26 protein-coding genes, 5 tRNA genes and 2 pseudogenes are annotated in these 25,187 nt (G+C 30.9%); 17 read left to right on the forward strand and 16 right to left on the reverse strand.

Going from position 1 to position 25,187, the window contains the following annotated elements; translation table 11 throughout:
- The 5 genes from rpsF to V6U76_RS00245 form a co-directional block, all read left to right on the forward strand.
- A partial coding sequence (gene rpsF / locus V6U76_RS00225; protein WP_333022974.1) for a 30S ribosomal protein S6 occupies window positions 1–241 on the forward strand: 241 nt, incomplete at its 5' end.
- A complete protein-coding gene (rpsR, locus tag V6U76_RS00230; RefSeq protein ID WP_333022976.1) occupies window positions 231–524 on the forward strand; it encodes a 30S ribosomal protein S18 in 294 nt (97 codons plus the stop codon). The genes rpsF and rpsR, both read left to right, overlap by 11 nt.
- Window positions 525–531: 7 nt before the next feature.
- Complete coding sequence (rplI, locus tag V6U76_RS00235) at window positions 532–1,047, forward strand: 50S ribosomal protein L9 (RefSeq protein ID WP_333022978.1); 516 nt, start codon at window positions 532–534, stop codon at window positions 1,045–1,047.
- A 42-nt stretch (window positions 1,048–1,089) separates the two neighbouring features.
- On the forward strand, window positions 1,090–2,382 hold the full coding sequence (gene purB, locus V6U76_RS00240; RefSeq protein WP_333022980.1) for an adenylosuccinate lyase: 1,293 nt from the start codon (window positions 1,090–1,092) through the stop codon (window positions 2,380–2,382).
- 1 nt (window position 2,383) lies between these two features.
- Window positions 2,384–2,456: transfer RNA gene (locus tag V6U76_RS00245), tRNA-Met, on the forward strand.
- A gap of 55 nt (window positions 2,457–2,511) precedes the next feature.
- On the opposite strand, the pseudogene V6U76_RS05660 reads toward V6U76_RS00245, so the two are convergent.
- From V6U76_RS05660 to rplU, 4 genes and pseudogenes are all read right to left on the reverse strand, one after another.
- Window positions 2,512–2,641: pseudogene (locus V6U76_RS05660) on the reverse strand (IS982 family transposase); the annotation flags it as partial.
- Window positions 2,642–3,326: 685 nt separating this feature from the next.
- Window positions 3,327–3,403, reverse strand: a tRNA-Ile gene (locus V6U76_RS00250).
- 12 nt (window positions 3,404–3,415) lie between these two features.
- Window positions 3,416–3,676: a 50S ribosomal protein L27 gene (gene rpmA / locus V6U76_RS00255; protein WP_333022982.1), complete on the reverse strand. Its 261-nt coding sequence runs from the start codon at window positions 3,674–3,676 to the stop codon at window positions 3,416–3,418.
- Between the two features lie 8 nt (window positions 3,677–3,684).
- The gene (gene rplU, locus V6U76_RS00260; RefSeq protein WP_333022983.1) at window positions 3,685–3,990 is read right to left on the reverse strand and encodes a 50S ribosomal protein L21; all 306 of its coding nucleotides are present in this window, start codon (window positions 3,988–3,990) and stop codon (window positions 3,685–3,687) included.
- A gap of 280 nt (window positions 3,991–4,270) precedes the next feature.
- On the opposite strand from rplU, the pseudogene V6U76_RS00265 reads away from it, so the two are divergent.
- From V6U76_RS00265 to V6U76_RS00290, 6 genes and pseudogenes are all read left to right on the forward strand, one after another.
- Window positions 4,271–4,421 (forward strand): annotated as a pseudogene (locus V6U76_RS00265) (IS5/IS1182 family transposase); the annotation flags it as partial.
- Window positions 4,422–4,586: 165 nt separating this feature from the next.
- A complete protein-coding gene (locus tag V6U76_RS00270; RefSeq protein ID WP_408647391.1) occupies window positions 4,587–4,868 on the forward strand; it encodes a BolA family protein in 282 nt (93 codons plus the stop codon).
- Window positions 4,865–6,034, forward strand: a complete 1,170-nt coding sequence (locus tag V6U76_RS00275) for a trans-sulfuration enzyme family protein (protein WP_333022984.1) — start codon at window positions 4,865–4,867, stop codon at window positions 6,032–6,034. The genes V6U76_RS00270 and V6U76_RS00275 overlap by 4 nt, the downstream gene beginning before the upstream one ends.
- A 250-nt stretch (window positions 6,035–6,284) precedes the next feature.
- Window positions 6,285–7,721, forward strand: coding sequence for a F0F1 ATP synthase subunit beta (gene atpD / locus V6U76_RS00280; RefSeq protein ID WP_333022986.1), 1,437 nt, complete (start codon window positions 6,285–6,287; stop codon window positions 7,719–7,721).
- A gap of 5 nt (window positions 7,722–7,726) precedes the next feature.
- Window positions 7,727–7,993, forward strand: coding sequence for a FoF1 ATP synthase subunit delta/epsilon (locus V6U76_RS00285; protein WP_333022988.1), 267 nt, complete (start codon window positions 7,727–7,729; stop codon window positions 7,991–7,993).
- A gap of 62 nt (window positions 7,994–8,055) precedes the next feature.
- Window positions 8,056–8,691 carry a transaldolase family protein gene (locus tag V6U76_RS00290; protein ID WP_333022990.1) on the forward strand — a complete coding sequence of 212 codons (636 nt, stop codon included), beginning with the start codon at window positions 8,056–8,058 and terminating at the stop codon, window positions 8,689–8,691.
- 68 nt (window positions 8,692–8,759) lie between these two features.
- Here the strand turns inward: V6U76_RS00290 and V6U76_RS00295 are convergent, their stop codons facing one another.
- The 3 genes from V6U76_RS00295 to V6U76_RS00305 all read right to left on the reverse strand — a co-directional run bounded on the left by V6U76_RS00295 (window position 8,760) and on the right by V6U76_RS00305 (window position 11,424).
- Window positions 8,760–10,022, reverse strand: coding sequence for an MFS transporter (locus V6U76_RS00295; RefSeq protein ID WP_333022992.1), 1,263 nt, complete (start codon window positions 10,020–10,022; stop codon window positions 8,760–8,762).
- Window positions 10,023–10,055: 33 nt separating this feature from the next.
- Window positions 10,056–10,130: transfer RNA gene (locus tag V6U76_RS00300), tRNA-Pro, on the reverse strand.
- A gap of 91 nt (window positions 10,131–10,221) precedes the next feature.
- Window positions 10,222–11,424 carry a glutamine synthetase family protein gene (locus V6U76_RS00305; RefSeq protein WP_333022994.1) on the reverse strand — a complete coding sequence of 401 codons (1,203 nt, stop codon included), beginning with the start codon at window positions 11,422–11,424 and terminating at the stop codon, window positions 10,222–10,224.
- A 118-nt stretch (window positions 11,425–11,542) separates the two neighbouring features.
- Here V6U76_RS00305 and V6U76_RS00310 point away from each other — a divergent pair.
- The 3 genes from V6U76_RS00310 (at window position 11,543) to V6U76_RS00320 (ending at window position 12,734) form a co-directional block, all read left to right on the forward strand.
- A tRNA-Lys gene (locus V6U76_RS00310) sits at window positions 11,543–11,615 on the forward strand.
- 11 nt (window positions 11,616–11,626) lie between these two features.
- A tRNA-Lys gene (locus V6U76_RS00315) sits at window positions 11,627–11,699 on the forward strand.
- A 147-nt stretch (window positions 11,700–11,846) separates the two neighbouring features.
- Window positions 11,847–12,734 carry a hypothetical protein gene (locus tag V6U76_RS00320; RefSeq protein WP_333022995.1) on the forward strand — a complete coding sequence of 296 codons (888 nt, stop codon included), beginning with the start codon at window positions 11,847–11,849 and terminating at the stop codon, window positions 12,732–12,734.
- Here V6U76_RS00320 and V6U76_RS00325 read toward each other — a convergent pair.
- The 4 genes from V6U76_RS00325 to V6U76_RS00340 form a co-directional block, all read right to left on the reverse strand.
- Window positions 12,725–13,339, reverse strand: a complete 615-nt coding sequence (locus V6U76_RS00325; RefSeq protein ID WP_333022997.1) for an RDD family protein — start codon at window positions 13,337–13,339, stop codon at window positions 12,725–12,727. The two genes, V6U76_RS00320 and V6U76_RS00325, sit on opposite strands and share 10 nt — an antisense overlap.
- Window positions 13,340–13,477: 138 nt before the next feature.
- On the reverse strand, window positions 13,478–14,965 hold the full coding sequence (locus V6U76_RS00330) for a coiled-coil domain-containing protein (RefSeq protein WP_333022999.1): 1,488 nt from the start codon (window positions 14,963–14,965) through the stop codon (window positions 13,478–13,480).
- Entirely contained in the window at window positions 14,916–15,944 is a 1,029-nt protein-coding gene (locus V6U76_RS00335; RefSeq protein WP_333023000.1) for a coiled-coil domain-containing protein, read from the reverse strand. The genes V6U76_RS00330 and V6U76_RS00335 overlap by 50 nt, the downstream gene beginning before the upstream one ends.
- 220 nt (window positions 15,945–16,164) lie before the next feature.
- Window positions 16,165–16,587: an HK97 family phage prohead protease gene (locus V6U76_RS00340; RefSeq protein ID WP_333023001.1), complete on the reverse strand. Its 423-nt coding sequence runs from the start codon at window positions 16,585–16,587 to the stop codon at window positions 16,165–16,167.
- Window positions 16,588–16,859: 272 nt separating this feature from the next.
- Here V6U76_RS00340 and V6U76_RS00345 point away from each other — a divergent pair, with 272 nt between their 5' ends.
- Window positions 16,860–17,351, forward strand: a complete 492-nt coding sequence (locus tag V6U76_RS00345; RefSeq protein WP_333023003.1) for a hypothetical protein — start codon at window positions 16,860–16,862, stop codon at window positions 17,349–17,351.
- Between the two features lie 271 nt (window positions 17,352–17,622).
- On the opposite strand, the gene ychF is transcribed toward V6U76_RS00345, so the two are convergent.
- Window positions 17,623–18,717, reverse strand: coding sequence for a redox-regulated ATPase YchF (gene ychF, locus V6U76_RS00350; protein WP_333023005.1), 1,095 nt, complete (start codon window positions 18,715–18,717; stop codon window positions 17,623–17,625).
- A 91-nt stretch (window positions 18,718–18,808) separates the two neighbouring features.
- Window positions 18,809–19,303 carry a hypothetical protein gene (locus V6U76_RS00355; RefSeq protein ID WP_333023007.1) on the reverse strand — a complete coding sequence of 165 codons (495 nt, stop codon included), beginning with the start codon at window positions 19,301–19,303 and terminating at the stop codon, window positions 18,809–18,811.
- A 152-nt stretch (window positions 19,304–19,455) separates the two neighbouring features.
- Here V6U76_RS00355 and V6U76_RS00360 point away from each other — a divergent pair, with 152 nt between their 5' ends.
- Complete coding sequence (locus V6U76_RS00360; protein WP_333023009.1) at window positions 19,456–20,136, forward strand: OTU domain-containing protein; 681 nt, start codon at window positions 19,456–19,458, stop codon at window positions 20,134–20,136.
- A 1,317-nt stretch (window positions 20,137–21,453) separates the two neighbouring features.
- Here the strand turns inward: V6U76_RS00360 and V6U76_RS00365 are convergent.
- The 3 genes from V6U76_RS00365 to V6U76_RS00375 all read right to left on the reverse strand — a co-directional run bounded on the left by V6U76_RS00365 (window position 21,454) and on the right by V6U76_RS00375 (window position 22,499).
- On the reverse strand, window positions 21,454–21,672 hold the full coding sequence (locus V6U76_RS00365) for a hypothetical protein (protein WP_333023011.1): 219 nt from the start codon (window positions 21,670–21,672) through the stop codon (window positions 21,454–21,456).
- A gap of 114 nt (window positions 21,673–21,786) precedes the next feature.
- On the reverse strand, window positions 21,787–22,047 hold the full coding sequence (locus V6U76_RS00370) for a hypothetical protein (protein ID WP_333023012.1): 261 nt from the start codon (window positions 22,045–22,047) through the stop codon (window positions 21,787–21,789).
- 44 nt (window positions 22,048–22,091) lie between these two features.
- The gene (locus V6U76_RS00375) at window positions 22,092–22,499 is read right to left on the reverse strand and encodes a hypothetical protein (RefSeq protein WP_333023013.1); all 408 of its coding nucleotides are present in this window, start codon (window positions 22,497–22,499) and stop codon (window positions 22,092–22,094) included.
- Window positions 22,500–22,678: 179 nt separating this feature from the next.
- Between V6U76_RS00375 and V6U76_RS00380 the strand changes: the two genes are divergently transcribed.
- Window positions 22,679–25,108 carry a valine--tRNA ligase gene (locus tag V6U76_RS00380; RefSeq protein WP_333023014.1) on the forward strand — a complete coding sequence of 810 codons (2,430 nt, stop codon included), beginning with the start codon at window positions 22,679–22,681 and terminating at the stop codon, window positions 25,106–25,108.
- The last annotated feature ends 79 nt before the right edge of the window (window positions 25,109–25,187 follow it).

The raw sequence follows: 25,187 nt of genomic DNA on the forward strand, positions 1-25,187 counted from the left end.
TATTACAACTTCCGGGTTAATTAAGTATGAGTATTGGGGTCTTCTAGACTTTGCTTATCCTATAAACAAGATGAAAAAAGGGCATTACTGTGTTCTTTGTATAAGTTCTGCAGTAAATATTATAAATGAGTTTAAACGTAGAGCTAATTTAAATGAAGATATCATTCGATATCTTAATGTTCAAGTAGATAAAGTATTTGAGGATACTACATATATGGAGAGTAATAAACATGAAGAGTAAGATAAGTAGCACAAAAAGAAAAAATAACAAAGGTGTTTTTGGCCTCTATTCTAACAATAGATCTATTTTTAGGCATACTAAGGTTTGTGCTTTAATTTCACATTCAAAAGATGATATAGATTATAAAAATAAAAGTTTGTTGTCTAAGTTTACCTCCGATTATGGGAGGATATTACCAAAAAGGTTAACAGGAGTTTGTGCAAAAAAACAAAGGATGTTAGCTAAGGCAATTAAAAGAGCTCGCTATCTAGCACTTCTTTCTTACTGTACTGAAAAAATATAGGTGACACATGTTAATAATTTTAAAAGAAAATATTAAAGCTTTAGGTAGGCTTGGTGAAGTTGTTAAAGTTAAGCCTGGTTATGCACGCAATTTTCTTTTTCCACAAAAAAAAGCAGTTAGAGCTACTAAGGAAAATATGGCACAATTAGAGAATAAACGTTTACTTCTCGAAGAAGAAAATGAACAAAAGTTAGACTTAGCGAATAAGATTGCAGTATCGTTAGATGGTAAGTTTGTTGTATTAGTTAGGCAAGCTTCAGAAGATAGAAAGATTTTTGGTTCTGTAACTACACGTGAAATTGCGAAAATTTTATCTAGTGAAGGGTATGAAATAAATCATAGGATCTTGTCTTTTAATGGAATAAGTATAAAAAGTTTAGGTGAATATCAAGTAAGTGTGGAATTACATAGTGAAGTAATAGTGCCAATTACTATATATGTGGTAAGATCTGAAGTAGATGCAATTGCCCTCAAGAAGGTCAAGTTGCAGGATTCAGAAAAAGCTTCAGAAGATGCGGAGTAATGCTATTGGAATTATCATATTTGAAGATTTTCTAGAGATGTTATGATTCCTCGTTATAGCCGTAAGGAAATATCTTCTATCTGGGGGGAAAATAATAAGTTCAATATATGGTTTAAAATAGAAAAATTGGCTTGTGAAGCTCAAGTGAAGTTGCAAGTAATTCCAAAGAGTGTAATTGAAAAGCTTTCTGGTATTATAAGCTATAATGTTGAGCGTATTAACGAAATTGAATCCATAGTAAAGCATGATGTGATTGCCTTTTTAACTTATATTGCCGAAGAAATGGGAATTGATATACGTTACCTTCATTATGGAATGACCAGTTCTGATATCTTAGATACTACCTTTTCTGTACAGCTGAAAGAGTCAGCTAGCATTTTATTAAAGAACATAGAAGATTTACTTATAGCATTGAAAAAAAAGGCCTTTGATTATAAAGATACTTTATGTGTTGGACGCAGTCACGGGATGCATGCAGAGCCAATGACCCTTGGGATAAAATTTGCTAGATTTTATGCTGAATTTGAACGTCATTATCAAAGGTTAGGTACTGCACAAAAAGAAATTTCAATTTGTAAAGTATCAGGTGCTGTTGGTAACTTTGCACATATAGAGCCATATGTAGAAGAGTATGTAGCAAAAGGTATGGGGCTTATTTCTGAAACAATATCCTCACAAGTAATTCCACGAGATAGATATGCGGTGTTTTTTTCAACTTTAGGAATTATTGCTAGTTCTATAGAAAATATTGCAATTGAAATTCGTCACCTGCAAAGAACTGAGATTAATGAAGTATCTGAATATTTTGATGTTGGACAAAAAGGTAGTTCTGCTATGCCACATAAATGTAATCCTATTTTAAGTGAGAATTTAACAGGGTTATCACGTTTAATACGTAGTTATGTGTTTCCTGCGCTAGAAAATATTGCATTATGGCATGAGAGAGATATATCGCATTCATCTGTTGAAAGGTGCATTGCTCCTGATGCATGTATAGCAATGAATTTTGCTTTGACTCGCCTCACAGATCTAATAGAAAAAATGGTTATTAATGAGGAAAATATTGAAAAAAATCTACATTGTTCAAGAGGTTTAATTTTTTCACAACGAGTATTACTTGAACTTATAGACTCAGGCTTAACAAGAGAAAAAGCATATGAGATTGTGCAGAATAATGCTATGAAAGTTAAAAAAAATAATAGTGATTTTCTTGCTGAATTAAAACAAGATAAATTCTTAGCTGAACTCATAACATTAAAAAAGCTTGAATCGTTATTTGATTTCACGTACTATATAAAATACGTAAACTATATATATAATAAAGTTTTTAAATAGAGGCTGAGTAGCTCAGTTGGTAGAGCAGGAGGATCATAATCTCTTGGTCGTGGGTTCAAGTCCCTCCTCAGCCACTTTACCTTTTAACCATATTTTTTATAAACACCTTGTTATAACCCCAATTCCGGATTACTGCGTGAAATAAATTAGTGAAATGCTAGCCTTTTTAGGTTGTATAGAGTAAGAAACTAGTATAGAAACGATGTAAAAAAATTCACAGAGATCTGTGTCTACTATGCTCAATCTCAAACTTATTTTTAGGCAATAGGCCTATTACATAACCATACTAGAAGCTAAAAAGAAGGCAAAAGGAGGTAAACTATTTGTTTGTTCATGTGATAAAAATGCTGTATTTGATGTATTTTAGTGATATATTGTTAATATAAATACCAATACCTAATTGAGGATTGAGGAAAAATTAGAGCAAATTAATAACAAAACTGAAATCTAAAGTAAAGTCTATCAATAGATGATTTTTACTAACACTGAATTTAAGTTAAAAAATATAAATTAAGTTTAACAGCTTCTTCAATTTTAATTTTTTCAACTTGCGATCTTTCCAATATAAAAAAGATGTTATTGACTGCCTATGCCATAGTCTAAATATCTTATATAACTTTAGTAAATTTTTCACTATACTTCTACGCACTTTCTAAATAAAATTTTGAGTTTACAATCTCTTTATTATTTAATTTTTCCCCAATTTTTGGAAACAAAGTATTCCTGATCAAATACTCCTTGATTTGTTCTTTATCTACGTCTTCCAATTTCTCGGTTACTTCATTATAAATTACACTCGCTTTACACATAGTATAAAGAAAATTAAAGGAATGTGGTTCAGAAAAAGGGTAAGTTGAGAATAGAAAATGGGTTAAACTGGCTATTATGGCGGGTTTTGCGTTATATTAAAATTAGCATGGAGAGAAGTTCACGAATAAATGGTTTGGTGGGCCTGGGAAGAGTTGAACTTCCGACCTCACGCTTATCAGACGTGCGCTCTAACCACCTGAGCTACAGACCCGTAAGGTTATATTTAAGCTAAAACTTGAGCTGAAATAATGTCAATAAAAATTTTCTTGTTCGATGACCTTCTAAAATTAACACAGCCCTCTACTTTAGCAAAAATTGTGTGATCTTTACCAATTCCAACATTTTTGCCAGGATAAAACTTTGTGCCTCTCTGACGAACAATAATATTGCCTGGAAAAACCTTACCATTTCTTTTTATTCCTAATCTACGCCCTATCGAATCTCGGCCATTACACGAGCTACCACCAGCTTTTTTTGTAGCCATATATACCCCTAAAGAACAATTTCATTAATACGAAGAACAGTAATGTACTGCCTATGACCATTTTTTCTTCTATAATTTTTCCTTCTTCTTTTCTTAAATATGATTATTTTTTTATCTCTGCGCTGCTCCAATACTTCAGCTTTAACAACAGCACTATTAGAAATAGATAAATCTTCATTTAAAGCAGATTGAAAGCATATAACTTTATTGAGCTCCACTACCTTACCAACCTCAGCATCTAACTTTTCTACCTTTAATACGCTACCTTTACGTATTAAATACTGCTTACCTCCAGTTTTTATAACTGCAAACATATAAACTTGAAACGTAATAAAATTTTAATTATAAGTACTATTTTAATCTGTGTCAATAAATAGGCTGAACTGAACTGAAAAATAAATACAAAACTCTGTTTAACAGATGATAAGGAAAAAATACTCCATATATAACTTTGCTCATACACGGAAAGTATTGTGATATTTATTTATCTTTCAACCTACATCTCAGGTTAGCACGCAAAGAAAGTATAAGAACCTGTTTTGAATCTCGGATAGAGTAGATAAAATAAGCACATATTAAAAATGAGGTATATCTATGCGAAAAAGTTATCCAAGTGATGTAAGTCGAAAGCAACTTGAAAAAATCAGAGCAATTTTGGAAAATAGTAGAAAAAACAAGACCAAGAAAACTTATTGAGGTATTTTGTGGAGTATTGTATGTCCTGAAAAGGTTGCTGCAATGGAAAATAGACCTCTTTAACCATACTAAAATCTAGTAAAATAATATGAAAGGAGTAAAGCATATTTTAAGTTTTATCACAAAAAATATTGAGGTTGATTTATTTAACTATAATAATTAACATTATATATCTTGTTTTTTTATAAAAATTTAGCGGAATCTTTATATAGAAATGATACAGTTAATAAAAGAAAAAATAATTAGCTCAATTAATGTAGTCAGTATAAATATTATTGATGAATCAGAAAAACATGCAGATCATTATTTTTCTTCGTCTTCTACATTGCCTTCGCATATTAAGTTAATATTAATATCTGATGATTTCATAGGAATGAGTATTTTCAAGAGACATAAGTTGCTTTATGAATTATTAAAAGATGAAGTAAAACTTATACATGCAATTTCTCTTTTATTATATACACAAGCTGAATACAAAATAAAAAATAGAGTGTGAAGGAAAAATCTCTAGTAATTAAAGCAGGAAGGGAATTTAAAGATTATAAAGGTTCTATAAATCCTCCAGTTTATCATTCCTCTACTATACTCTTTTCTACTTATAAAGACTATTTGAATGCAAGAGATGGAAAAAGTACAGCTCATAAAATAGATTGTAGCTACGGTGACGCAAGCAACCCTACCATTCAATGTTTTGCAGATGCGCTTGGTAAAATTGAAGGAAGGGGTCAAGCATTAATTTACCCTTCTGGTTTATTTGCTCTTACTTTTGTTATTTTGACTTTTAGTAAAGCTGGTTCTCATATTTTAATACAAGACAATAGCTACTATAGGTTAAAAAAGTTTGCTGAGAGTGAGTTGTCAAATAGAAGTATAGATGTAACTTTTTATGATCCAACTCAGGATATAGTTCATCTTATTCGTGATAATACATCACTCATAATGATTGAAACACCAGGTTCTGTTACTTTTGAAATTGCAAATATAGAACATATAGTAAAAGTTGCGAGAAAGTATGGTATTTCTACTGTTTGTGATAATTCATGGGCAACTCCTTTGTTATTTAAGCCTCTAGACTATGGAGTTGATATTGCACTATATTCTGTGACTAAATATTTAGCCGGTCATTCTGATTTGCGTATGGGAGCCATTCTTGCTGAAGGTAAAATTTTAAATTTACTTTATGAAAGTTATAAGAACTATGGAATAACTGTACAATCACATAATTGTTACTTAGCTCACAGGGGACTAAAAACATTATGGATACGTATTAAGCAGCATCAGAGCACAGCAATTAAGGTAGCAAAATGGCTAAATACGCATCCAAAAGTTAGTCATGTTTTATATCCTCCACTACCTTCGTTTCCTCAGCATACATTATGGAAAAATTATTTCAAGGGAGCAGGAGGTTTATTTAGCATAGTGCTTGATCGAAAATATTCAGAAAAAGAATTAAGTAATATTGTTGATCATATGAAAATTTTTGGTATAGGAGTTTCATGGGGAGGATGTGATAGTTTAGTACTGCCAATAGATCATAAACATATGCCAAGATCTGTTATGCCACCTGATTATAATAGAAGTTATATAAGAATATTTTGTGGTCTAGAAGACCCTGATGATTTAATTTCTGATCTGGATGTAGCTTTAGCAAGGCTAATCTAACCACAAAAACCCTCTATTTCTATACTTCCTTTGTTGGCCAACCCATAGTTGGAGTTATTATGCTTCACAAATTAGTTCATTTTTGAGTTTTAAGATATGCTCTGAGGTAGTTGTCTATATTAGAATAAGTGTTCTATTTGTGTATTGAAGTCTTGATCTTGACTAGAACAATTACATTTTATCTTGTAATTTATTATAGGTAGTATAAGATAAAATTTTAGTTTACGTATTGTAAAGGCTAAAGGTACAAATGGTAGAAAATATAGGTAAAGTAGTTAAGGTAACTCAGGCTACAGTTGATTTAGAATTTGAAAAAGAATTACCAAAAATATTAAATGCTCTAAGGAGTAAGTCAAAGTATAATAAAAGAGAGTTGACATTAGAGATTGCACAACATGTAGGAGATAATGTTGTTCGTTGTATTGCTATGGACAGTACTGATGGAATTTCAAGAGGTGATGAATTTATTGATACTGGTGCTCCAATTTCAGTAGCTGTGGGGCGTGCAACTTTAGGTAGAATTTTCAATGTTGTTGGAGAAGTTATAGATGAGTGTGGACCATTAAAAGGAGAGTATAGCTTACAAGAGATATATAAAAAATCACCTTCTTTTACTGAGCAAAAAATACAAAATGAAGTATTAGTTACAGGAATAAAGGTTATAGACTTACTAGCACCATATTCAAAAGGAGGGAAAATAGGTTTGTTTGGAGGTGCTGGAGTTGGTAAAACAGTTTTAATCATGGAATTAATAAATAACATTGCAAAAGCTCATAAAGGGTTTTCCGTCTTTGCAGGAGTTGGTGAAAGAACACGTGAAGGTAATGATTTATATCATGAAATGATTACTTCTAAAGTTATAGATATTGATGAGCATGAAAAGTCCAGGGCCGTTTTAGTTTATGGTCAAATGGGTGAGCCTCCAGGAGCAAGGGCTAGAGTTGTACTAACAGCACTGACCATGGCTGAGTACTTTCGAGATCAAGAACATCAAGATGTGTTATTTTTTGTTGATAATATTTTCAGATTTACTCAAGCTGGTTCTGAAATTTCTGCTTTACTTGGAAGAATACCTTCAGCTGTTGGATATCAACCGACACTTGCAACAGATATGGGCATAATGCAAGAAAGAATAGCATCAACTGTATCTGGTTCAATTACCTCTGTGCAAGCTATATATGTTCCTGCAGATGATCTAACTGATCCTGCATCAGCTACTACGTTTTCTCATTTAGATGCAACTACAGTGCTATCTAGGCAGATTGCTGAAATTGGTATATATCCTGCTATTGATCCTTTAGACTCAACTTCTCAATCCTTGTCACCTGATGTAATAGGTGAAGAGCACTATAAAGTTGCTTCAGATGTAAAGAGAATTTTACAAAATTATAAGTCTTTACAAGATATTATTGCTATACTTGGTATGGATGAGCTTTCCGATGAGGATAAACTAACTGTAAATAGAGCACGTAAAATTCAAAGATTTCTTTCACAACCTTTCCACGTTGCTGAAGTATTTACTGGTATGTCAGGTAAATTTGTGAGTCTTTCTGATACTATCTCTAGTTTTAAAGGAATTGTTGAAGGTAAATATGATGATTTACCGGAAGCTGCTTTTTATATGGTAGGGAGCGTAAATGAAGCAGTAGAAAAATCTAAGCTAATGAAGGTTGAAAATAAAAACTGAGTTTCATGAATACTTTTAAAGTGCAATTTATTTCCCCTGATGATCAATTTGTATTTAATGATGTTTTATCTATTTTAGTTAATGGGCGAGATGGAGAGTTTATGATTCTAGCAGATCATGCCCCTTATCTAATTTATGCTCTACCTGGAATCATTACTATAAAAACTTTAAATAAGATAGAACAAAAAATTGTAATTAGTAGTGGAATATTAAAAGTTATAAACAACTTCTGTGAAATAATAGTTAATGAAGTTCACATGTTTAATTCATGATGAATCTCTACTAAAAAATAATGCTACTAATGTATACTTAAAATATATTGAACGAGAATAACATGGAAATCTTTCTTGACAGTGTAAGCCTTGACGATATTAAGGAGTTTAAGGAGTTTATTGATGGCATCACAACTAACCCTTCGCTCATAGCAAAATCAGGGCATAAAGATAAGTATGAAGACTTAGTACATGAAATATGTAAAACTATAAAAGGTCCAGTGAGTGTTGAAGTTATTGCAGATTTTTGTGAGGATATGGTCAAGGAAGGTCTTAGGTTAGCAAAAATTTCAAGCAATGTTGTTATAAAATTACCACTTACTTATGATGGATTGCTTGCATGTAAAATTTTATCTGTGAAACATAATATAGACGTCAATGTAACTTTATGTTTTTCTTCTGGGCAGGCATTACTTGCTGCTAAATCTGGTGCTCATTTTATTTCTCCATTTGTTGGACGTTTAGATGATATAAGTTGTGATGGATTATCCTTAATAGAGGAGATATGTACTATATACTCTAATTATAATTTTAGCACAAAAGTACTTGTTGCTTCAGTGAGGAGTTCACTTCATGTTACTGAATCCGCAAAGCTTGGAGCACAATCAGTCACAGTACCGACAAAAGTACTCAAACAATTAATCAGTCATCCTCTTACAGGTCAAGGTATTACTATATTTGAAAAGGATTGGAAATAAAGTATGATAAATGCGATAATGCCCTACATTTATTTCCTAATACCATTTAAAGTACTTTTACCAATCAATTACCAATCAATTTTTTTATCTTGGGGTTTTATTTGTAGTATAGATATAAAACTAATTAATGCACAAATAACAAGGTAAATACCAGATGAAAATTCTGTTCCAGTTTGTTTTATAAGCCACATACATATATATGGAGAAATACCTCCAAAAACTCCTGCAGATATATTATTAGCTAGGCTAAAGCCAGTACATCTAACCTTTGTTGGAAATAGCTCTGAGATGATAGCATTATACACTCCAAAAGATGCAGCTATTGGTATGCTAAATAGCATATAGGTAAAAATTATAATGTAGTGATTGTTTGAATGCATAACCAGAAATACTGGTAAACTAATAAAAATTAATATAATGAGCACAGGAATCATAACATTTTTTCTGCCTATTTTATCTGACAGAGTTGCAAAAAGTACTGCAAATATTCCGAATATAATATCCACTATAATTCTCAATAAATTTTTAATATCAAAACCAAAAAGGATTAATTCTTTAATATAGATATTATAAGACATTATCACTGAGTAAACTATTGAGTTTTGAGCAATACCAAGCCCAATTGAAAGAATAAAGGCTCTTTTATGATCTTTTATTAATTCTAGAAATGGTGAATTTGATAAATCACCACGAGTTTTATGGGTTTTATATGCTAGGCTTTCCTCCATTATATATCTCATAAGAAATCCTATTATACCCATGAAAAAACAGAAATAAAAAAGTAACCTCCAACCCCAAATTTCATAATTTTCATTAGTAAAATTTTGACATATAGATATCATTATAAAGCATAAAACTGAGCCAAGCCCACCACTAAAAGCTTTGAGACTACCCAAAAACCCCAAATTTTTTTTACTTTTTGAACTTTCTATTAAAAAAGCTGAGTTGATACCAAGTTCTCCTCCTGCAGCTGTCCCCTGTATTATTCGACAAAATACAAGTAAGACAGGAGATAATATGCCAATCTCTTTATAACTAGGTATAATTCCGATGATAGTAGACGGTATTGAAACTAGTATTACTGATAAAAGCAACATTTTCTTTCTTCCATATCTGTCACTTACATATCCAAAGATTAGTGCACCAATTGGTCTGAATCCAAAGCCAACTGCGATAGTAACAAGAAACTTAGTTGTACTTGAGTAATGACTTTCTGAAGGAAAAAAAACATTACTTAATATATTGACTGACACTCCAAACAGTGTCATTTCATACCATACAATCATGTTGCAAATTATGCCTGACAGTATTGCTTTTTGAATATTGGTCAATCTCACACTGATTTTAGTAAATTACATATAACATCGGGGCGGAGAGATTTGAACTCCCGACCCCTTGGTCCCAAACCAAGTGCGCTAGCCAAACTGCGCCACGCCCCGATATTTACTAGATTATCAATTTATTGATAACTACGCAATAGAGTTGATTTGTATAAAACTTTCTAAAAGCTTCTGCATATTATAAAAAACATTAAAAATTATTATAGTAGTTTAAAAATTCAACAGGGTGAGTAGTCATATTTAATTTTTTTATTTCTTCACTTTTCATTTTTATATAATAATCAATGCATTGGTCAGTAAATACTTCACCTTTGAGTAAAAATTTTCTATCGTGATTCAAAGATTCTAATGCTTCTTGCAGAGATGTTGCCGCTTTTACTTCAGTTACAGTTTTAGGGTCTATTTTGTTTTCTATACCATCAATTCCTGCCATAAGTTGTGCAGCAAGAAAAAGGTAAGGGTTTGCTGATGGATCAGGAAAAGATAATTTTATATCGGCACTTGCATCGTATGATGTATCATCTAACTCCATAAGCCTCTTGTAACTATTTGTCATTGGATTACTAAATGCATTAATCGCCTTTATATGTTTTTTTATACCACCCATATAGTGCATTTCATTATTCGCTTGAAGTAGTGAACAGTAAAGATGCAAGCTGCATCCTTCTTCTTCAATTAGTGGCTTAGGCATAAAAATTGCAGATTTACCGTAAGAGTGAGCAACGTTATGTATTACATATTTAGATTTTTGTATATAATCCGCAGTATTAAAAAAATTATCTGAATTTACTCTAATTGAGTGTCTAGAGGATGTAATTTTTTGATGGCATAGTGGTGATTTAATGCCTGCTTCCCCCAGCATTGATAGCATTTCTGACCTTATATCATGTATTAGATCTAGTGAAGAAAGAGGATAATTTTTACAGTATTTACGATTATTATATCTATTTGTGCTGCTATCTACAGGAGTAAAACTAACATGAGAAATATATGGATCAATCTTTAACTTGATTTCATCAAAAATGAAAAATTCTATTTCAAAATCAAATTGTATCTTTTCTAGAGTTTTGGTGAAACTTATATAGTCAAGAGCTTTTTTCGCAATCGACCTTGAATCATAAAATTCCCTTTTACCACATGTCATCACATTGCATAATACTGAAGCTGTTGGTTGAGCACAAAATGGATCACTAAATATTGTGTTTATATCAGGAGCGATTACTATATTTTCTTGTAGTTCCTTCTCATAATAAGTAATACCATCAGTAAAAATGGAACCATTTATTTTATTTATATCATATGCAATACCACAAAACTTTCCAAATAAATCTGTAAAATGAAATTTAAAAAAATTTATTGAATTTTGTTCTATGAATTCTTTTAGGTTAATCATATGGATAAATAAAATTATTAAAAGAGTGTAATTCAGTAATGTTTATTACGCAATTTATTTTCTACACGCATAAGTTTTGGTTTGATTAAGCTTAATAAATAGTGTATTTTATAAAATAGATCCTGTAGCTCAGTCGGTAGAGCACTTGACTTTTAATCAAGGTGTCGCGCGTTCGATTCGCGCCGGGATCACTATATAAAGAGATCCCATAGCTCAGCTGGTAGAGCAGCTGACTCTTAATCAGTAGGTCGTGTGTTCGAATCACACTGGGATCATTTTGTTCTTAGTAAATAATGAAAATCTTTATTTAAAAATCTTAGTAGTTATTCTTATGATTTATACTTAATTTGCATATCAAAGTAAGCAAAATTTAATATTATGTTATTACTATAAATACTAGATTCAATATGATACGTAAAATTATGAACGACTTTGTTACGGTAAAAAGGAAAGATGACATAGTGATTTCAGTTTTTCAGGATAATGAAGAAAAAGTTGTAAAAATATCTGACCTTAATCAAGCTGCAGAAAATTTATTAGAATATAGTAAAGACGAATTAGTAAATGAACCTCTAGTTTATATCCTGAGTAAGAAAGTAGCAAATTGCATAAACGACTATCTTGATTACACTAATAATAATCAAGACCTATCTGATGTACTTTCTAAAATTATAGATTTCTGTTTAGTTTCAAAAACGGGGCAAAACATCAGAGTAAAAGTAAAAATTTTTCGTACTGCACAGCTAGTTTATAGCAGAGTAAGCTATGAACTACTAATACGTAATATTAGTAATTTGCATCAATTAAATATTTTTAGAAATCAGTACCTTGAGCATGTCAATAAAAAATATAAATATCATAGTTCACTCAATATATTAGATAACTATTCTTCTATATTAGAGCTAGAGGTTATGCTAAAATTTGCTTCTAAATATAAAATTAATCTAGTTGTAGGCATTATGAGCTTAGATTTTGTAAAGAGTGATAATACTGAGATTGTATTCGGAATTATTGTAGAGTATTTTTATAAAAATAGTCGTAGTGATGACTTTTTGGGATATATAGACTATGAAAAAATGATTTTTGTGTTAGTAAAATGTAGCCCAAGTGATTCACAACAAGTAGTTGAGCGTCTTCACTCTGCAATTAACAAGCAGTTGCTTGAGCGAAACTTACAAACCATATCTATAGGTTACACAAATATTGATTTTGAAGTTAATATTATTGAATTATTCAGAAAAATTAACACTGCTTTATCTTATACTCAACGTGATGGTGGTAATACTACAAAGTTTGTGCGCTACTCATGATTCTTGAAATATATTAAACTTTTATTTGTCACAACTACGGTGCTAGCAATTTTATCGTGCCAAGTTTGACAACGCTTATTAAAATGTGACATAAAAAAACCTAAGAATAATGGTACAACTGATAGGATAAAAGCAAAAAACCTCTTTATTGCTTGTTTAAATGTTATTTTTTCAAATGTTACTGAATCTACAACCCTTAATCCAAAAATTAATTTTCCAGGTGTTGCAGATAATTTTACCCATGTGTACGTTACATAACTAGAGAGCATTAGGAGCTGCATAACTTGGTTTAGTATATTGCACTTTATAAACTGATTCAGTGCTGTTTCTTCCTCAAAAGAAAGAGGTACTTGCATCGGAAACTTAGCTAATGCTTGGCTTAGTATTTCTTTATCGAATAAAGTTAGAGTTATGTAATGTACTGCATAACCAAAAAAATAAAGTAGCAATACTATAATCATAAGATCAAGTAATATAGATAAATAACGCCTCATGCCTGTAACATAACATATGCCATTTTCATCTTTTTTTACATTCTGAGTAACCATTAAAGATGAAATGGAAGAAAGAATTGCAAGGAAACGGTTAATTAAACTATTAATCATACTTAAATTTCATAAAATTATAAACTTGATTATAAGTAATTGACTACCTATAATCAACAGACCTCTTTCAGATGTATTATATGATACTCATTGACTCACACCAATTCTGAAAGGGGTTTAGTACAAAAAAATTATTTCCTATTTATTATACGCAGTAGTAGATCTATTAAGTGAATTGGCAAATTTTCCTCCTTGTCTACTGTGTGATGTAGTTGAAGTTATACTAACATTACCTACGCTTGTACCTGGTTTCATGCTTTCTTCAAAAACCTTTGGATTCAGTCGATATTCACCATTATTGTTATCAACAGATACTATTTTATCTTTTTCTAATAAATTTAATATTTTTTTTGCAAATAGTTCAGTAGATTCTTTTGACCACCAATGGTTTGATAATGTTTTTATCATAGTCTCTCTTAATAAAGAAGCATGTTCTTCTTTTTTGTCAGATTTCTTATCATTAAAATCTTCAATTATAGACTTGCACAATTCCTTAGCTTGTTTATTTTTATCATCTTTAATCTTTAATTCTTTTAAGTATACAGCTATAAATTTTTCTAATTGATTATATAGATCTTTTTCCGAACAAGTGCTTTTTGGATTAGTTAATAATGCATTTACCGAATAATACTTTTCCTTTACAACTTTACCTGCTTTACCGCTCTGCATTTTTTCCTTTCCTACTTCATAAAGATTATCATGTATTTTATGAAGTAATGTTTCTTCTTTAAGTAGAATATTTTCTTCTTTTATGTCACATATAATATTACTTACAACTGAATAACAAATGTTTTCACTTCCTTTTAATTCAGGAAATTTTTTTATTAGTTCCTCATCTATTTTAGATATGTTTCCTTTAAGATTTATATTAAGTATATTTTTAAATAAATGTTTAAATTGTTTAGCAGTACTGTTTTTAGAAGTTTTAGTATCAGTTGAATTTGTAGAACTTAAGCTAGCACTGCTATTATTACGAGTTATGTTTCCTGTTGTAGATTGATCATCAATACTACTATTAGTTTCATTTGCACTATAATTCTCTGGTTCTGCTTTCTCGTTGTGATTACTGATAATTTGTTGTTGCTGTTTTTCTTTGCTATCACTTAAGATAGAATCTATTTGTTCTATTGACAATTGTTTATTTTCATGTTCTTGTCGTAATTGATCTTGTAAAAATGCAGAAAAAAGCATGAGTTGCTTAATCACACCGTCAGAGAGTTTTTCTTGAGTTTTAAGATAAGAGATTGCTTCAAAAAGGTACCTTAATTTGCTAATATATTCTTTATTTGTATTTTTTAATGCTGCTAATTGCTTTTCTGCTGCTTTTATCTCGTCTTTCTTTTTATCTAGTTTACTACGTAATTTAACAGCCCAACTATCTAGTTTTTTAACTTCATCTTCTAATATTTTATTTTTCTGCAAAGCATCATTTAATTCTTCCTTCAACTTCCCGATTTTAATTTCTAAATCATTCTTATTTGCTAATTCAGCTTTCTGATGATCTAAATCTCTTTTTACTTCTTTTATTTGATTGTGTAACCTTTGTTCATTTTCTTTAGAAACTTCTTCTAATTCTTTAAGCTGTTCTTGTTCTGTTTTTAAGATTCTTTTGTAATTCTTCCACATATTGCTCACTTTTTTGTATAGTAGTATCACGATTATTTAACTCACTTTTTAATTGATTCATGTCATTATCTTTTTTTCCTAAGATTCGCCCGTATTCTTCATTTAACTGATTGTTCTGCTTATCGCTTTTCTCTAACTCTTTTTGTAGTTCTTTATTTTCTTGTTTTAATCTTAGTAATTGATTTTCGAGATTAATAATTTTTGATTTTTTTGTATCTAACTCTTTCAGCTGACCCAGAAGTTCTGCTACATTCTTTTTTTCTACATCTATATTTTTTTTAGAATGTTCTAATTCCTTTTTTAGTCTTTGATTTTCACTTTCTAGTGACATACTTTTCTCATTAGCTTCATTCAAACTTTTAGTTAATACAGATGTCTCATTTCCTTTATTTTTTATAAGGTCATCAATAGTTTTTTTTAAACTCTGCTTTTCTATCTCTAATTCACTGTTTTTAGATTGTAGTTCAGTAATTTGCTTTTCGAAATTCCGTAATTTTTCTTCGAATCGCTTTACTATCTTTTCTGAGGTTTTTAACGATTCGATTTTTTCCTCAAGAGCATTTTGTAATTCCACTAATTTATTAGCAATATCATTATATTCTTTCTGTTTTGTCTCCAAGATTTTTTTGTATTTCTCTTCTAATGCATTAACTCTCTCTTTTGAACTATCTAACTCATCTTGAAATTTCTGTATCTCACTTTCAAGTTGCTCTTTTTCTTTCTTTAATGCTTCATTTTCTTCTTGTAGTTTTACTAACTGTTCTTCTAGTTGTTGTATTTCTTGATCTTTTGAAACTTCCCCAGGTTGAGTTGGTGATTTATGTCTATCTGTATTATATGCAGGCCTATCAGTTTTTTTCTTAAATATGCTTCTAATTTGTGTTAATAACCAATCGATAAACTTTTTGAACCAATTCTCTTTGTGTTGTGCATCTGGACCAATATCACATGATACACTGTTGTCTTTTTTAGTTGACATAATATTCCTCTTATATTTAATAAAAAATTTTTTCTCTCCTAAAATTTGGTTAGACTTTCCTGAGGGCATAGGAAAGTCTGGTTATGCTACTACAAAGGAGAAATGTAGCAACACAATATTATATAAATTAATATTAATAATATATAAATTTATATTTTATATTCTATATTTAATCTAAATAATTAAGATGTCAAGTAGTATTAACGATATTTTATTCAATTTATGGTAGAATATCTTTGTTACTACTCGCGCATAAAATATTTTGTGCTCTTTCTATAGAATTTATCAATTCTTGATTTTGATCTTTTACGTTTATAACTTGGGCAATGGGGTTAGCAGGAAAGGTAACTAAGCTTACCTCCAATAGCTCTACTTGCTTAAGTATTCTTGCACCAGTTACGCGATCAATCTCATGCTGGATTGGTATGTATCCAATAGAAAGAGAATCTATCGTTCCTGCCTTCAACATTACGTAAACCTCTTTGGCTTTTTGAATAGCGAGCAGTAGACATGCAACGATATATAATCCAAAATCGTCTTCATAAACATCAATAATATTCCCTATTGGTTCATTCGCATCGTGCTGCCAAAGCAATTTTATTTTACTAGTCAAACTATTTTGAAATGCTCCTTTAATAAGCATATCGTTCTGTTTATCAATAACATTAAATACACTTGCATATCCAGAAAATATGCCATTTTTTCTATATTTTTTACTGATAATTGTGAATATTTTTTCTTCATATAACCTCCAAATTAAGATAAAGCTTGTAAAGACCTATATTGTATGTTAATATAAAAATATATAACTATACAGTGAGAGTAATTATGGGAATTTTTAATTATATAAATAAAAAGATAGAATGGTTTTACTATTCTTATCTAGCACCAATACAATATACATACTTCTCCCCAATGTATTGGGAAAAGAGTGAATTAAAGCTGCCTGTGCAAAATATGCTACCAGATCTAAAGGAACGAGCAGAACTATACAAGGATAATGAATTTTGGAAATTCGCATTAACATTTGTTGAATTTTCAGCTGATAAATTTGCTTCACATATTCCTGATGAAAGTTTAAGAAAAGACATAATAAACTATTATAAAAAAGAAATACTGCCGGTTTTAAATGGTAGAATGAAGGAAAAGATGCAAGAATTCATTACTGATTTTGAAAATGATGGATGGGAGAAAATTAAGAATAATGATTGCATCATCACAGAAGAAAAGTTTGAGATAATTGAGCACAGTAACTGTGGCCCTATACAAAAATCAAAACAACGAAAACCTAATATTGATGATGCTACTTTTGAAGATTTACTTCCTGAGCAGTGTGCACCAAAATCAAGATTAGTAGAGCTTGATTTTGAAGACTTATCTAGCTTTATATCTCGTAGACTCAGCTAATCTCATAATTTATAAGAGTGACAAGTAAAAACTTGCCACTCTTATATTTATAAGGTAAAATATGAGATCCATATCATTGCTGATAATCAATTCTATTCTATTTGTTTTCCTAGCTTTTGTCAAGCTACTTTTTATTTTTCTTTCTCATTTTTAACAGCAATTTTTATATATTCTTAAGTAAATACCCATCTAGAATATAGCTTTGATACCTTTTAGTATCAATAAAACTTGCATTTATAGCTGAAAACCATTATCTCTTTTTCAATCTTTCTTAAATATTGAATCTAAAATGCATTATATCTCCATCTTGCACAACATAATCTCTACCTTCAACCCTCACTTTTCCCGCATTCCTGCAAGATAACTCACCTTCATATTTTATATAATCTTCAAAACTTATAGTTTCTGCTTTAATAAATCCTTTTTCAAAATCAGTGTGAATTACCCCTGCAGCTTTTTCTGCTGTTAGCCCACGTTTTATTGGCCATGCACGTGCCTCTTTCGGACCGACAGTAAAAAAAGTTATCATATCCAGCACTTCATGCATAACATGTGCTACCCGACTCAGGCCTGATTCTTGTAGACCAAATTCTGATAAAAAACTACTTTTTTCTTCTTCGCTTTCAAGATTTGCAATATCTGCTTCAAGCTTAGCTGAGATATAACAAAATTTACTTTGATTTTCTTCTGCCATTTTTTTTACTTTATTAGACAGCGCATTACCACTAATTACATTAGTATCTTCAACATTGCATACGTAAATTACAGGCTTTGTGGTAAGCAACTGTAGCGACTTCAAATCTTCTTTATTTATATTCCGTAAATCTTTTGCAGGTTTGCCAGATTTAAGCAAAGTTAATACTTCATACATTAAATCCAGCTGATTTTTCAGTAATTTATCACCTAATTTTGCTTTCTTTTCAATATTAGGCAATCTTTTTTCTATACTATCAATGTCAGCTATAATGAGCTCCATTTCAACGATCTCAGCATCTGATATTGGATCAATATTATTATTTACATGATTTATTCTTTCATCTGTAAAACACCTAAGCAAGTGAATAATAGCATCAACTTCTCTTATATGGCTTAAAAATTTATTGCCAAGACCTTCCCCCTGGCTTGCTCCTTTTATAAGACCTGCAATATCCACAACTTCTAATTGGCTATAGATAATCTTTTCTGAATTTGCAATTTGTTGAACCAAACTCAAACGTTGATCTTTGAAGAACACCTTACTAATATTTGGCTCTATTGTGCAGAATGGATAATTTGCAGCTTCAGCTACATTTGACTCTGTAAGTGCATTAAATAGAGTTGACTTTCCAATATTAGGTAACCCAACTATCCCGCAATTTAGACTCATACTTTCTGTGTAAAATTAAAATGTACATTTAATGTAACACCATTTTCATATCATTACTATATTCCACTCAATAAATTTTACTTCAAAATTATTAACTTCTGTTACCTGGCAAACTTCGAGAATTTGTAGCACCTGGAATATTTGAAAATCTTGTTAGGCGCACCTCATCTGTATTAGATCTTGCAGTTTTTTTTGTAGCCTCTTCCATTTCTTGTATAGTGAGTTTCAATCTGTTAAAAATAAATAAATCAGTTTTATTTTTTCCTAATAAACTCTTTAACTTTTTATTATTGTTATCTCCTAGCTCCCTATTCCCAAGTATAAAGTCGTTGGCTTCTCTAGCTGCATTACCAATGGCAACCCCAGCTTCTAAAGACGAAACTTCAGAATCAGATGACATTATTTCTTTCTTTAATAGTCCAGCAACTGTTTCATAATCACCTTTTAAATCAATTTTTCCAATGTTTCTTTTTGCATCTTCAGATAGATTGCTGCATATAGAATGATTTTTTAACTTCTCTATAAACTTATCACTCCATTGTTCACAGATTTTTAATAAAAATTCAGTATTTTTTCTATTAGGCACACTTTCTCCATGTATAGAACATATTTATAATGTATAGCATATTATTAAATAATCTATTAAATCTATAATATTCTATAATTAAATTATAATTTCTTTTTGCATTTATTATAAATTTCATATATAATTTTATTAGTTAATTCAATAGGGTTTTTATGGCTAAGGTGTCACACTCTGATTCCAATGATTGCTATGATAGTGCATCAGTTAATGACGGATTTTTTGATTCTTACGATTTCTATGTTGGTTCATCAATTGGTGATGGACACTGTTTTTTTGATTCATTCAGGCAAAGTTTAAAAGAACAAAAAGATATAGATGTTACTATTGAACAATTACGAATGGATTGTTTAGAATTTGCATCTACTACGCCAGAGTGGTTTATATCTGCTATACAAAATAGTTATGATGATGATGGTAAGCACACTGAGAATATAGATTCATATATAGAGGATATCTTGGGTAATAGATGGGGTGACCCAGATATTGAAGGCAGAATATTATGTAAAAAATATGACGTAAAGCTTCACGTTGCAGAAAGGCATACAATTGACAGCAAATGGCAAATCTGTGATCAATTAATAGATAATGAAGGCTCAAAAAATGTTAATGTTGTAGATTATAATGATAAAAATATTTTGCATATAATAAATCAAGGTAATGCACATTTTGAGCCGTTACTGAATAAGCAGATACGAGAAGATTATAAGCTTGCACAGAACATTCAAGAACAAGAAGATTGTAAATTTGCACAAAGTCTTCAAGATCGTGAATTTGCAAAAACCATTCAAGTGGAAAATGTGAGCAGCTTACAACAGCATGAAATCAATTACTAATCTTGACTATATAGAATATTGAACAAAACGATTCAAGGTTCAATATATTATCTCAGGAGCTGAAAGGTGATGAATTTATGTTATGTAAAGCTTGGTTTACTTTGCCTTGGCGTAACACAAATATCTTCTAGATCTTTCTGAGATCATTTAATGCTACAAACCAAGCTCCTTAGCTTTCTGTTAAAATTGAATCTTATTCGATAGCGATCTGTAAATAAATTTTAAACCTTTTTAATAAGCCAATCACATTTTCTACGATTACTCTCTGATTCGCAAGCTCTTTTCCTTTTTTCTTTAGTACTTTTTCGTCCTTCTATGCGACAATTTTTTTTTGCAAACCTCTATATTTGCCAAAACCTTTAAAATATGAATTTTTTACTCTTCGAAAACTTGAAAATCGTGCCGTTTTCCGTTCGAAAAAGTCGTATACATTGCCATATTTTCCTGTGAATATTTGTATTCTATGCTTTTTTCCTAAATAAAATCTTTTTTGTTTTGGTCTTTCCATGGGAGTCTCGGTTGCATCAAGTTCCATGTCACTTTTAAAGAGCTCTTTTCACCATGACAACACAAAATCCGTATTCTATCAATCGAATGTTACGATAGCAGGCACTTTCGCTCACTCCATAGCTTTACGTAATTATACTAGATATTTCCTCAAATATCCCAACGCCATCAGCAAGCGGTCTTCCATACATATGGTTTTCCTCTTTTCGCCTTCCAACTTGCTTATTTTTTCAAACCTCATCACCACTCTCATATTATTTTTTAGTAGAGTACAGTTATGCTAGAGGTCTAAATATTAACAACAAGTTTCAAGCCTCTGATATAACTTAAAACCAAAAAATAACAGCCTTCTGAATCGTGCCAAATTATTGGTAATTATTGCTTAAATACTGGAGTTTACCCTGTTTTCCTCAGCTGCACTTTTATCTATTTTTAATCCATAACTGTGGTTTAAAGCATCTATCTTAAATTAGCCAACCTCTGTAAATATATTATATACGAGATTCATCTTGCAGCCATGAACTTTATAGTATTTGCAATTTATATAATACCTGCAGCATTTGATAAACAACGAAGCAACTTCTTTATGATAAAATTACAAGAACAGTAGCAATAATACACTTTCTTTGATCTAGAGATTTACTGCCTATACAAAATTGGTACATCATGAGTTCTATCATCTATTACCACTTCTTTGCCTATTTAGTTGTTCAGTAGCTACATCTGTTAAGCTTGTGGAAAAGCTTAATATTCTTCTATTTCTTTGAGTGCCTTATTACCTAACCTTACTGCATTATTTGTACCGTAAGCTTAGGTATCAAAATGAATTATATAATCTAGCGGTGTTCCATCAATGTTACAATGTTTAATATTTTTATTAAGTAACTTCTTAGCTTTTAAAAGATCAATAATTTTTATTAAATCATTATACACAGCTTGAGTTTCGTGATCGCTACTATAAACGACTAGTGTTGAAAGGTTTGTAAAAAATTCATTATATAATAGTTGTTCTCTTGATTTTATACCCATCTATTAAATTAAAACTAAATTTAAATAATATAACTATGATAGTAAAATAAGCAACAAAATTTGAACAAATAGAACTCTTTATTTTTTTACCATTATAATTGCTAAGTTAGCACATTATTGTATGTTACATCCATTGTCAGTTCTTCGTCTATCTTGATTATTAAGTTGTTCAGTAGTTGAATCGGTTAAATTTGTAGAAATGGACTGCGCTGTAGGGTTTCTGGATAATACTTCCCTTCCAATTCTACCAATCTCTCTATTCAAATTCTCTTCAACATTTCTCAGATCCTGAGATAATTCTTCTGTTATTCTTTGTATACGCTCATTCAGTCTGACGTTCGATTCTCGACTCTGTTCTTGAAAATGATTAAACATTTCTTCTATTGTAGGCTATCTTCTAGATGATCGTCTGACTTCTCTCATAAGTTCTCTGGTGAGAAATTTTGTCTGTTATCTAAATGTGCATACAATCTTAACCCTTCTAGTGTTTCTTCTCCTAACTCTTCTTTTGGTACTTCTCTTCCCCACTCTCCTATTCCAGCATCTCTAAGAACTTTTTCTATTTGTTTTAGTTTAGGACTATTTAACCTTTTTTCTTTATTATTTATATCCTCACCTTGGGTATCAAAACGGAGAACGTAATAGAGCAGTGTTCCTTCCGTGTCACTATAACGCACTTTATCATTAAGCGATCTATCAGCTTTTAACTGATCAATGATCTGCAATATAATGCTTTCAGCATTATCATTACTATCATCACCAGTAACTATATTTGAAAGATTTTCCATAAACCTTTCCTGTAGTTTCTTTTTTAATTCTGCATCCATGATTAGCTCCATAAGTTTAAAGTTAAATTATATACTATAATAGTAGATTAGTCAATAATTATATTAATCAAATCATAAACCTTTACCTATACATTTCCATTTCTATAAAAGGATGAATTTGTGAATATAGTTGCAAGCCTCACTTAATTAGGTTACCTTAAATTAAAACATCATGAAATATGTTGGAAGAAAAATATAATTTTAAAGATATTGAGTATAAATACAATATACTTTGGGAAGGTAGTAAAGTTTATAAGTGGAGCTATACAAAAAATAACACTTTTACCATCGACACTCCCCCACCAACGATATCAGGGAAGCTTCATATAGGTCATATATTTAGTTATTGTCATACAGATTTTATTGCAAGATTTCAGCGGATGCTTGGGAAAGATGTATTTTACCCAATAGGTTTTGATGATAACGGTCTTCCTACCGAAAGGTTGGTTGAACAAATTTATAAAGTACGTGCCAGAGAAGTTGGAAGAGAAAAGTTTACTCAGATGTGTCATGAAGTGATTGATAAATCAAAACAAGAATTCAAAGAATTATTTAAATCTGTAGGTATCAGCTATGACTGGGACTTGGAGTATCACACAATTAGTAAAGAAGCTATTACGCTTTCTCAAATGTCGTTCATTGATCTATATAATAAAGGGTATGTTTACAGGAAAATGCAGCCTATTCTTTGGGACCCTGTTGATAGAACTGCAATTGCACAGGCAGAAATAGAAGATAAAATCTTTGAATCTTCATTAAATAAAATAGTTTTCTCTACTGAAGAAAATGAAAAAATTCACATTGCAACTACACGTCCAGAACTTTTGCCTGCATGTGTTGCAGTGTTTTGTCATCCAGAAGATGAGCGTTATATTCATCTCATTGGGAAAAAAGCAGTGGTACCAATAACAGAGGAAAAAGTACCAATAATTGCTGATGATAAAGTCAAAATAGATAAAGGTACAGGGCTTGTTATGTGCTGTACATTCGGTGACGAACTTGATTTATATTGGCATCAAAAGCACAACTTGCCAATTAAGATCATTATTGATCAAGATGGCAAAATAAATGGGAGCAAATTTGATGAAATTAATGGACTAAAAACTGTAGCAGCAAGAAAAAAAATGATTGAAATTCTTACTAGGCAAGAGCTGCTTGTTGAAAGCACTAGCATCACTCACTCTGTTAAGTGTGCAGAAAGATCTGGTGCACCACTTGAAATACTTCCTACTTATCAGTGGTTTGTAAAGGTTTTAGATCAGAAAGAACAAATATTAGAAAAAATAAAAAAATGTAATTGGCATCCTGTATCCATGCGTAAGCGTATGGAAGTATGGGTTGAAGGGTTGAATTGGGATTGGTGCATTTCAAGGCAGCGCTATTTTGGCGTGCAATTTCCGGTGTGGTATTCAAAACGTAAAGGAGAAGAAGGTAAAATAATTTTACCAGAAATTCAAGACTTACCCATAGATCCACTGCGTATCCTGCCTCATGGATATAGCAAGGAAGAAATTATTGCAGATCAAGATGTAATGGATACATGGGCAACTAGTGCTATTACTCCACAGCTGAATGCACTCTCGATAAATAAAGAGCTTGGTTTGCCAAGTCATAGATATAGTACAATCTTTCCTGCTGACTTAAGAAGTCAGAGCCATGAAATAATTAGAACTTGGGCATTTTATACGATTCTAAAGGCACATTACCATGCAGATTCTCTGCCATGGAAAAACATCATGATTAGTGGCTGGTGCCTAGCTGATGATAAGAAAAAAATGAGTAAGTCTAAAGGTAACATCATTACCCCTAAATCGATACTTGATACATATGGTGCAGATGTAGTGCGTTATTGGGCTGTAAATTCAAGGCTTGGAGTTGATACAGTTTTTTCTGAAAATATCTTTAGAATTGGTAAGCGCCTAGTAACGAAGCTTTGGAATGCTAGCAAATTTGTTTCTACTTTTATCATAAAAAATCAAAAACTAGAATTAAATTCAATCAATGAAACAATGGATAAGTGGATATTGTCTAAATTATATAAAGTTATAAAAAGAGCAACAAATAACCTGTTACAATTTGAATACTGTGAAGCTTTAAATACAATTGAGGAATTTTTTTGGAAAGATTTTTGTGATAATTACCTAGAATTAGTGAAAAAGCGTGCATATGGAGATACAGTAAGTGATGAAGCAAATCTAAGCGCTAAACAGAACTTAACATACATATTAAATACTATTTTGCGACTTTTTGCTCCTTTCTTACCGTATGTCACAGAAGAAATATATCATCAATTATATAGCTATGATTCAGTGCATAATCGGGATAATTGGCCAAAAGAACCAGCTTATGATAGGCATTCAGAAGAGGAAGGAGACAGCTGTATACAGATATTAGATCTCGTAAGGAAGGTAAAGGCAGATAATAGCATTTCAGTTAAACATATAATAAAGAAATTGGTGATAAATCATCGAGAAAATAAACTTAGCCAATCTACGCAGAATGATTTGCAAGCAGTGTGCAACGCAGAAGTGATAGAATGGAGTAATAGTATAGAGTCAGGGCTTGAAACTGAAAATGGGAAGTTTATTGTATGTATAGAATTACAATAAATACTTGAGGATAGCCAATGCAAGAAGCTAGTATATTAATTGTTATGTATGTCCTTTAAAATAGAATGGTATTAAAGTA

The organism is Wolbachia endosymbiont of Pentidionis agamae, assembly GCF_036711655.1.
Lineage (GTDB): Bacteria > Pseudomonadota > Alphaproteobacteria > Rickettsiales > Anaplasmataceae > JAZHPY01.

Excerpts from the sequence above, each read along its gene's own strand:
- rpsR (WP_333022976.1), top strand. The coding sequence starts at position 231 with ATGAAGAGTAAGATAAGTAGCACAAAAAGAAAAAATAACAAAGGTGTT.
- rplI (WP_333022978.1), top strand. The coding sequence starts at position 532 with ATGTTAATAATTTTAAAAGAAAATATTAAAGCTTTAGGTAGGCTTGGT.
- purB (WP_333022980.1), top strand. The coding sequence starts at position 1,090 with ATGATTCCTCGTTATAGCCGTAAGGAAATATCTTCTATCTGGGGGGAA.
- rpmA (WP_333022982.1), bottom strand. The coding sequence starts at position 3,676 with ATGGCTACAAAAAAAGCTGGTGGTAGCTCGTGTAATGGCCGAGATTCG.
- rplU (WP_333022983.1), bottom strand. The coding sequence starts at position 3,990 with ATGTTTGCAGTTATAAAAACTGGAGGTAAGCAGTATTTAATACGTAAA.
- V6U76_RS00270 (WP_408647391.1), top strand. The coding sequence starts at position 4,587 with ATGATACAGTTAATAAAAGAAAAAATAATTAGCTCAATTAATGTAGTC.
- atpD (WP_333022986.1), top strand. The coding sequence starts at position 6,285 with ATGGTAGAAAATATAGGTAAAGTAGTTAAGGTAACTCAGGCTACAGTT.
- V6U76_RS00285 (WP_333022988.1), top strand. The coding sequence starts at position 7,727 with ATGAATACTTTTAAAGTGCAATTTATTTCCCCTGATGATCAATTTGTA.
- V6U76_RS00290 (WP_333022990.1), top strand. The coding sequence starts at position 8,056 with ATGGAAATCTTTCTTGACAGTGTAAGCCTTGACGATATTAAGGAGTTT.
- V6U76_RS00305 (WP_333022994.1), bottom strand. The coding sequence starts at position 11,424 with ATGATTAACCTAAAAGAATTCATAGAACAAAATTCAATAAATTTTTTT.
- V6U76_RS00320 (WP_333022995.1), top strand. The coding sequence starts at position 11,847 with ATGAACGACTTTGTTACGGTAAAAAGGAAAGATGACATAGTGATTTCA.
- V6U76_RS00325 (WP_333022997.1), bottom strand. The coding sequence starts at position 13,339 with ATGATTAATAGTTTAATTAACCGTTTCCTTGCAATTCTTTCTTCCATT.
- V6U76_RS00330 (WP_333022999.1), bottom strand. The coding sequence starts at position 14,965 with ATGTGGAAGAATTACAAAAGAATCTTAAAAACAGAACAAGAACAGCTT.
- V6U76_RS00335 (WP_333023000.1), bottom strand. The coding sequence starts at position 15,944 with ATGTCAACTAAAAAAGACAACAGTGTATCATGTGATATTGGTCCAGAT.
- V6U76_RS00340 (WP_333023001.1), bottom strand. The coding sequence starts at position 16,587 with ATGCTTATTAAAGGAGCATTTCAAAATAGTTTGACTAGTAAAATAAAA.
- V6U76_RS00345 (WP_333023003.1), top strand. The coding sequence starts at position 16,860 with ATGTATTGGGAAAAGAGTGAATTAAAGCTGCCTGTGCAAAATATGCTA.
- ychF (WP_333023005.1), bottom strand. The coding sequence starts at position 18,717 with ATGAGTCTAAATTGCGGGATAGTTGGGTTACCTAATATTGGAAAGTCA.
- V6U76_RS00360 (WP_333023009.1), top strand. The coding sequence starts at position 19,456 with ATGGCTAAGGTGTCACACTCTGATTCCAATGATTGCTATGATAGTGCA.
- V6U76_RS00365 (WP_333023011.1), bottom strand. The coding sequence starts at position 21,672 with ATGGGTATAAAATCAAGAGAACAACTATTATATAATGAATTTTTTACA.
- V6U76_RS00370 (WP_333023012.1), bottom strand. The coding sequence starts at position 22,047 with ATGTTTAATCATTTTCAAGAACAGAGTCGAGAATCGAACGTCAGACTG.
- V6U76_RS00375 (WP_333023013.1), bottom strand. The coding sequence starts at position 22,499 with ATGGATGCAGAATTAAAAAAGAAACTACAGGAAAGGTTTATGGAAAAT.
- V6U76_RS00380 (WP_333023014.1), top strand. The coding sequence starts at position 22,679 with ATGTTGGAAGAAAAATATAATTTTAAAGATATTGAGTATAAATACAAT.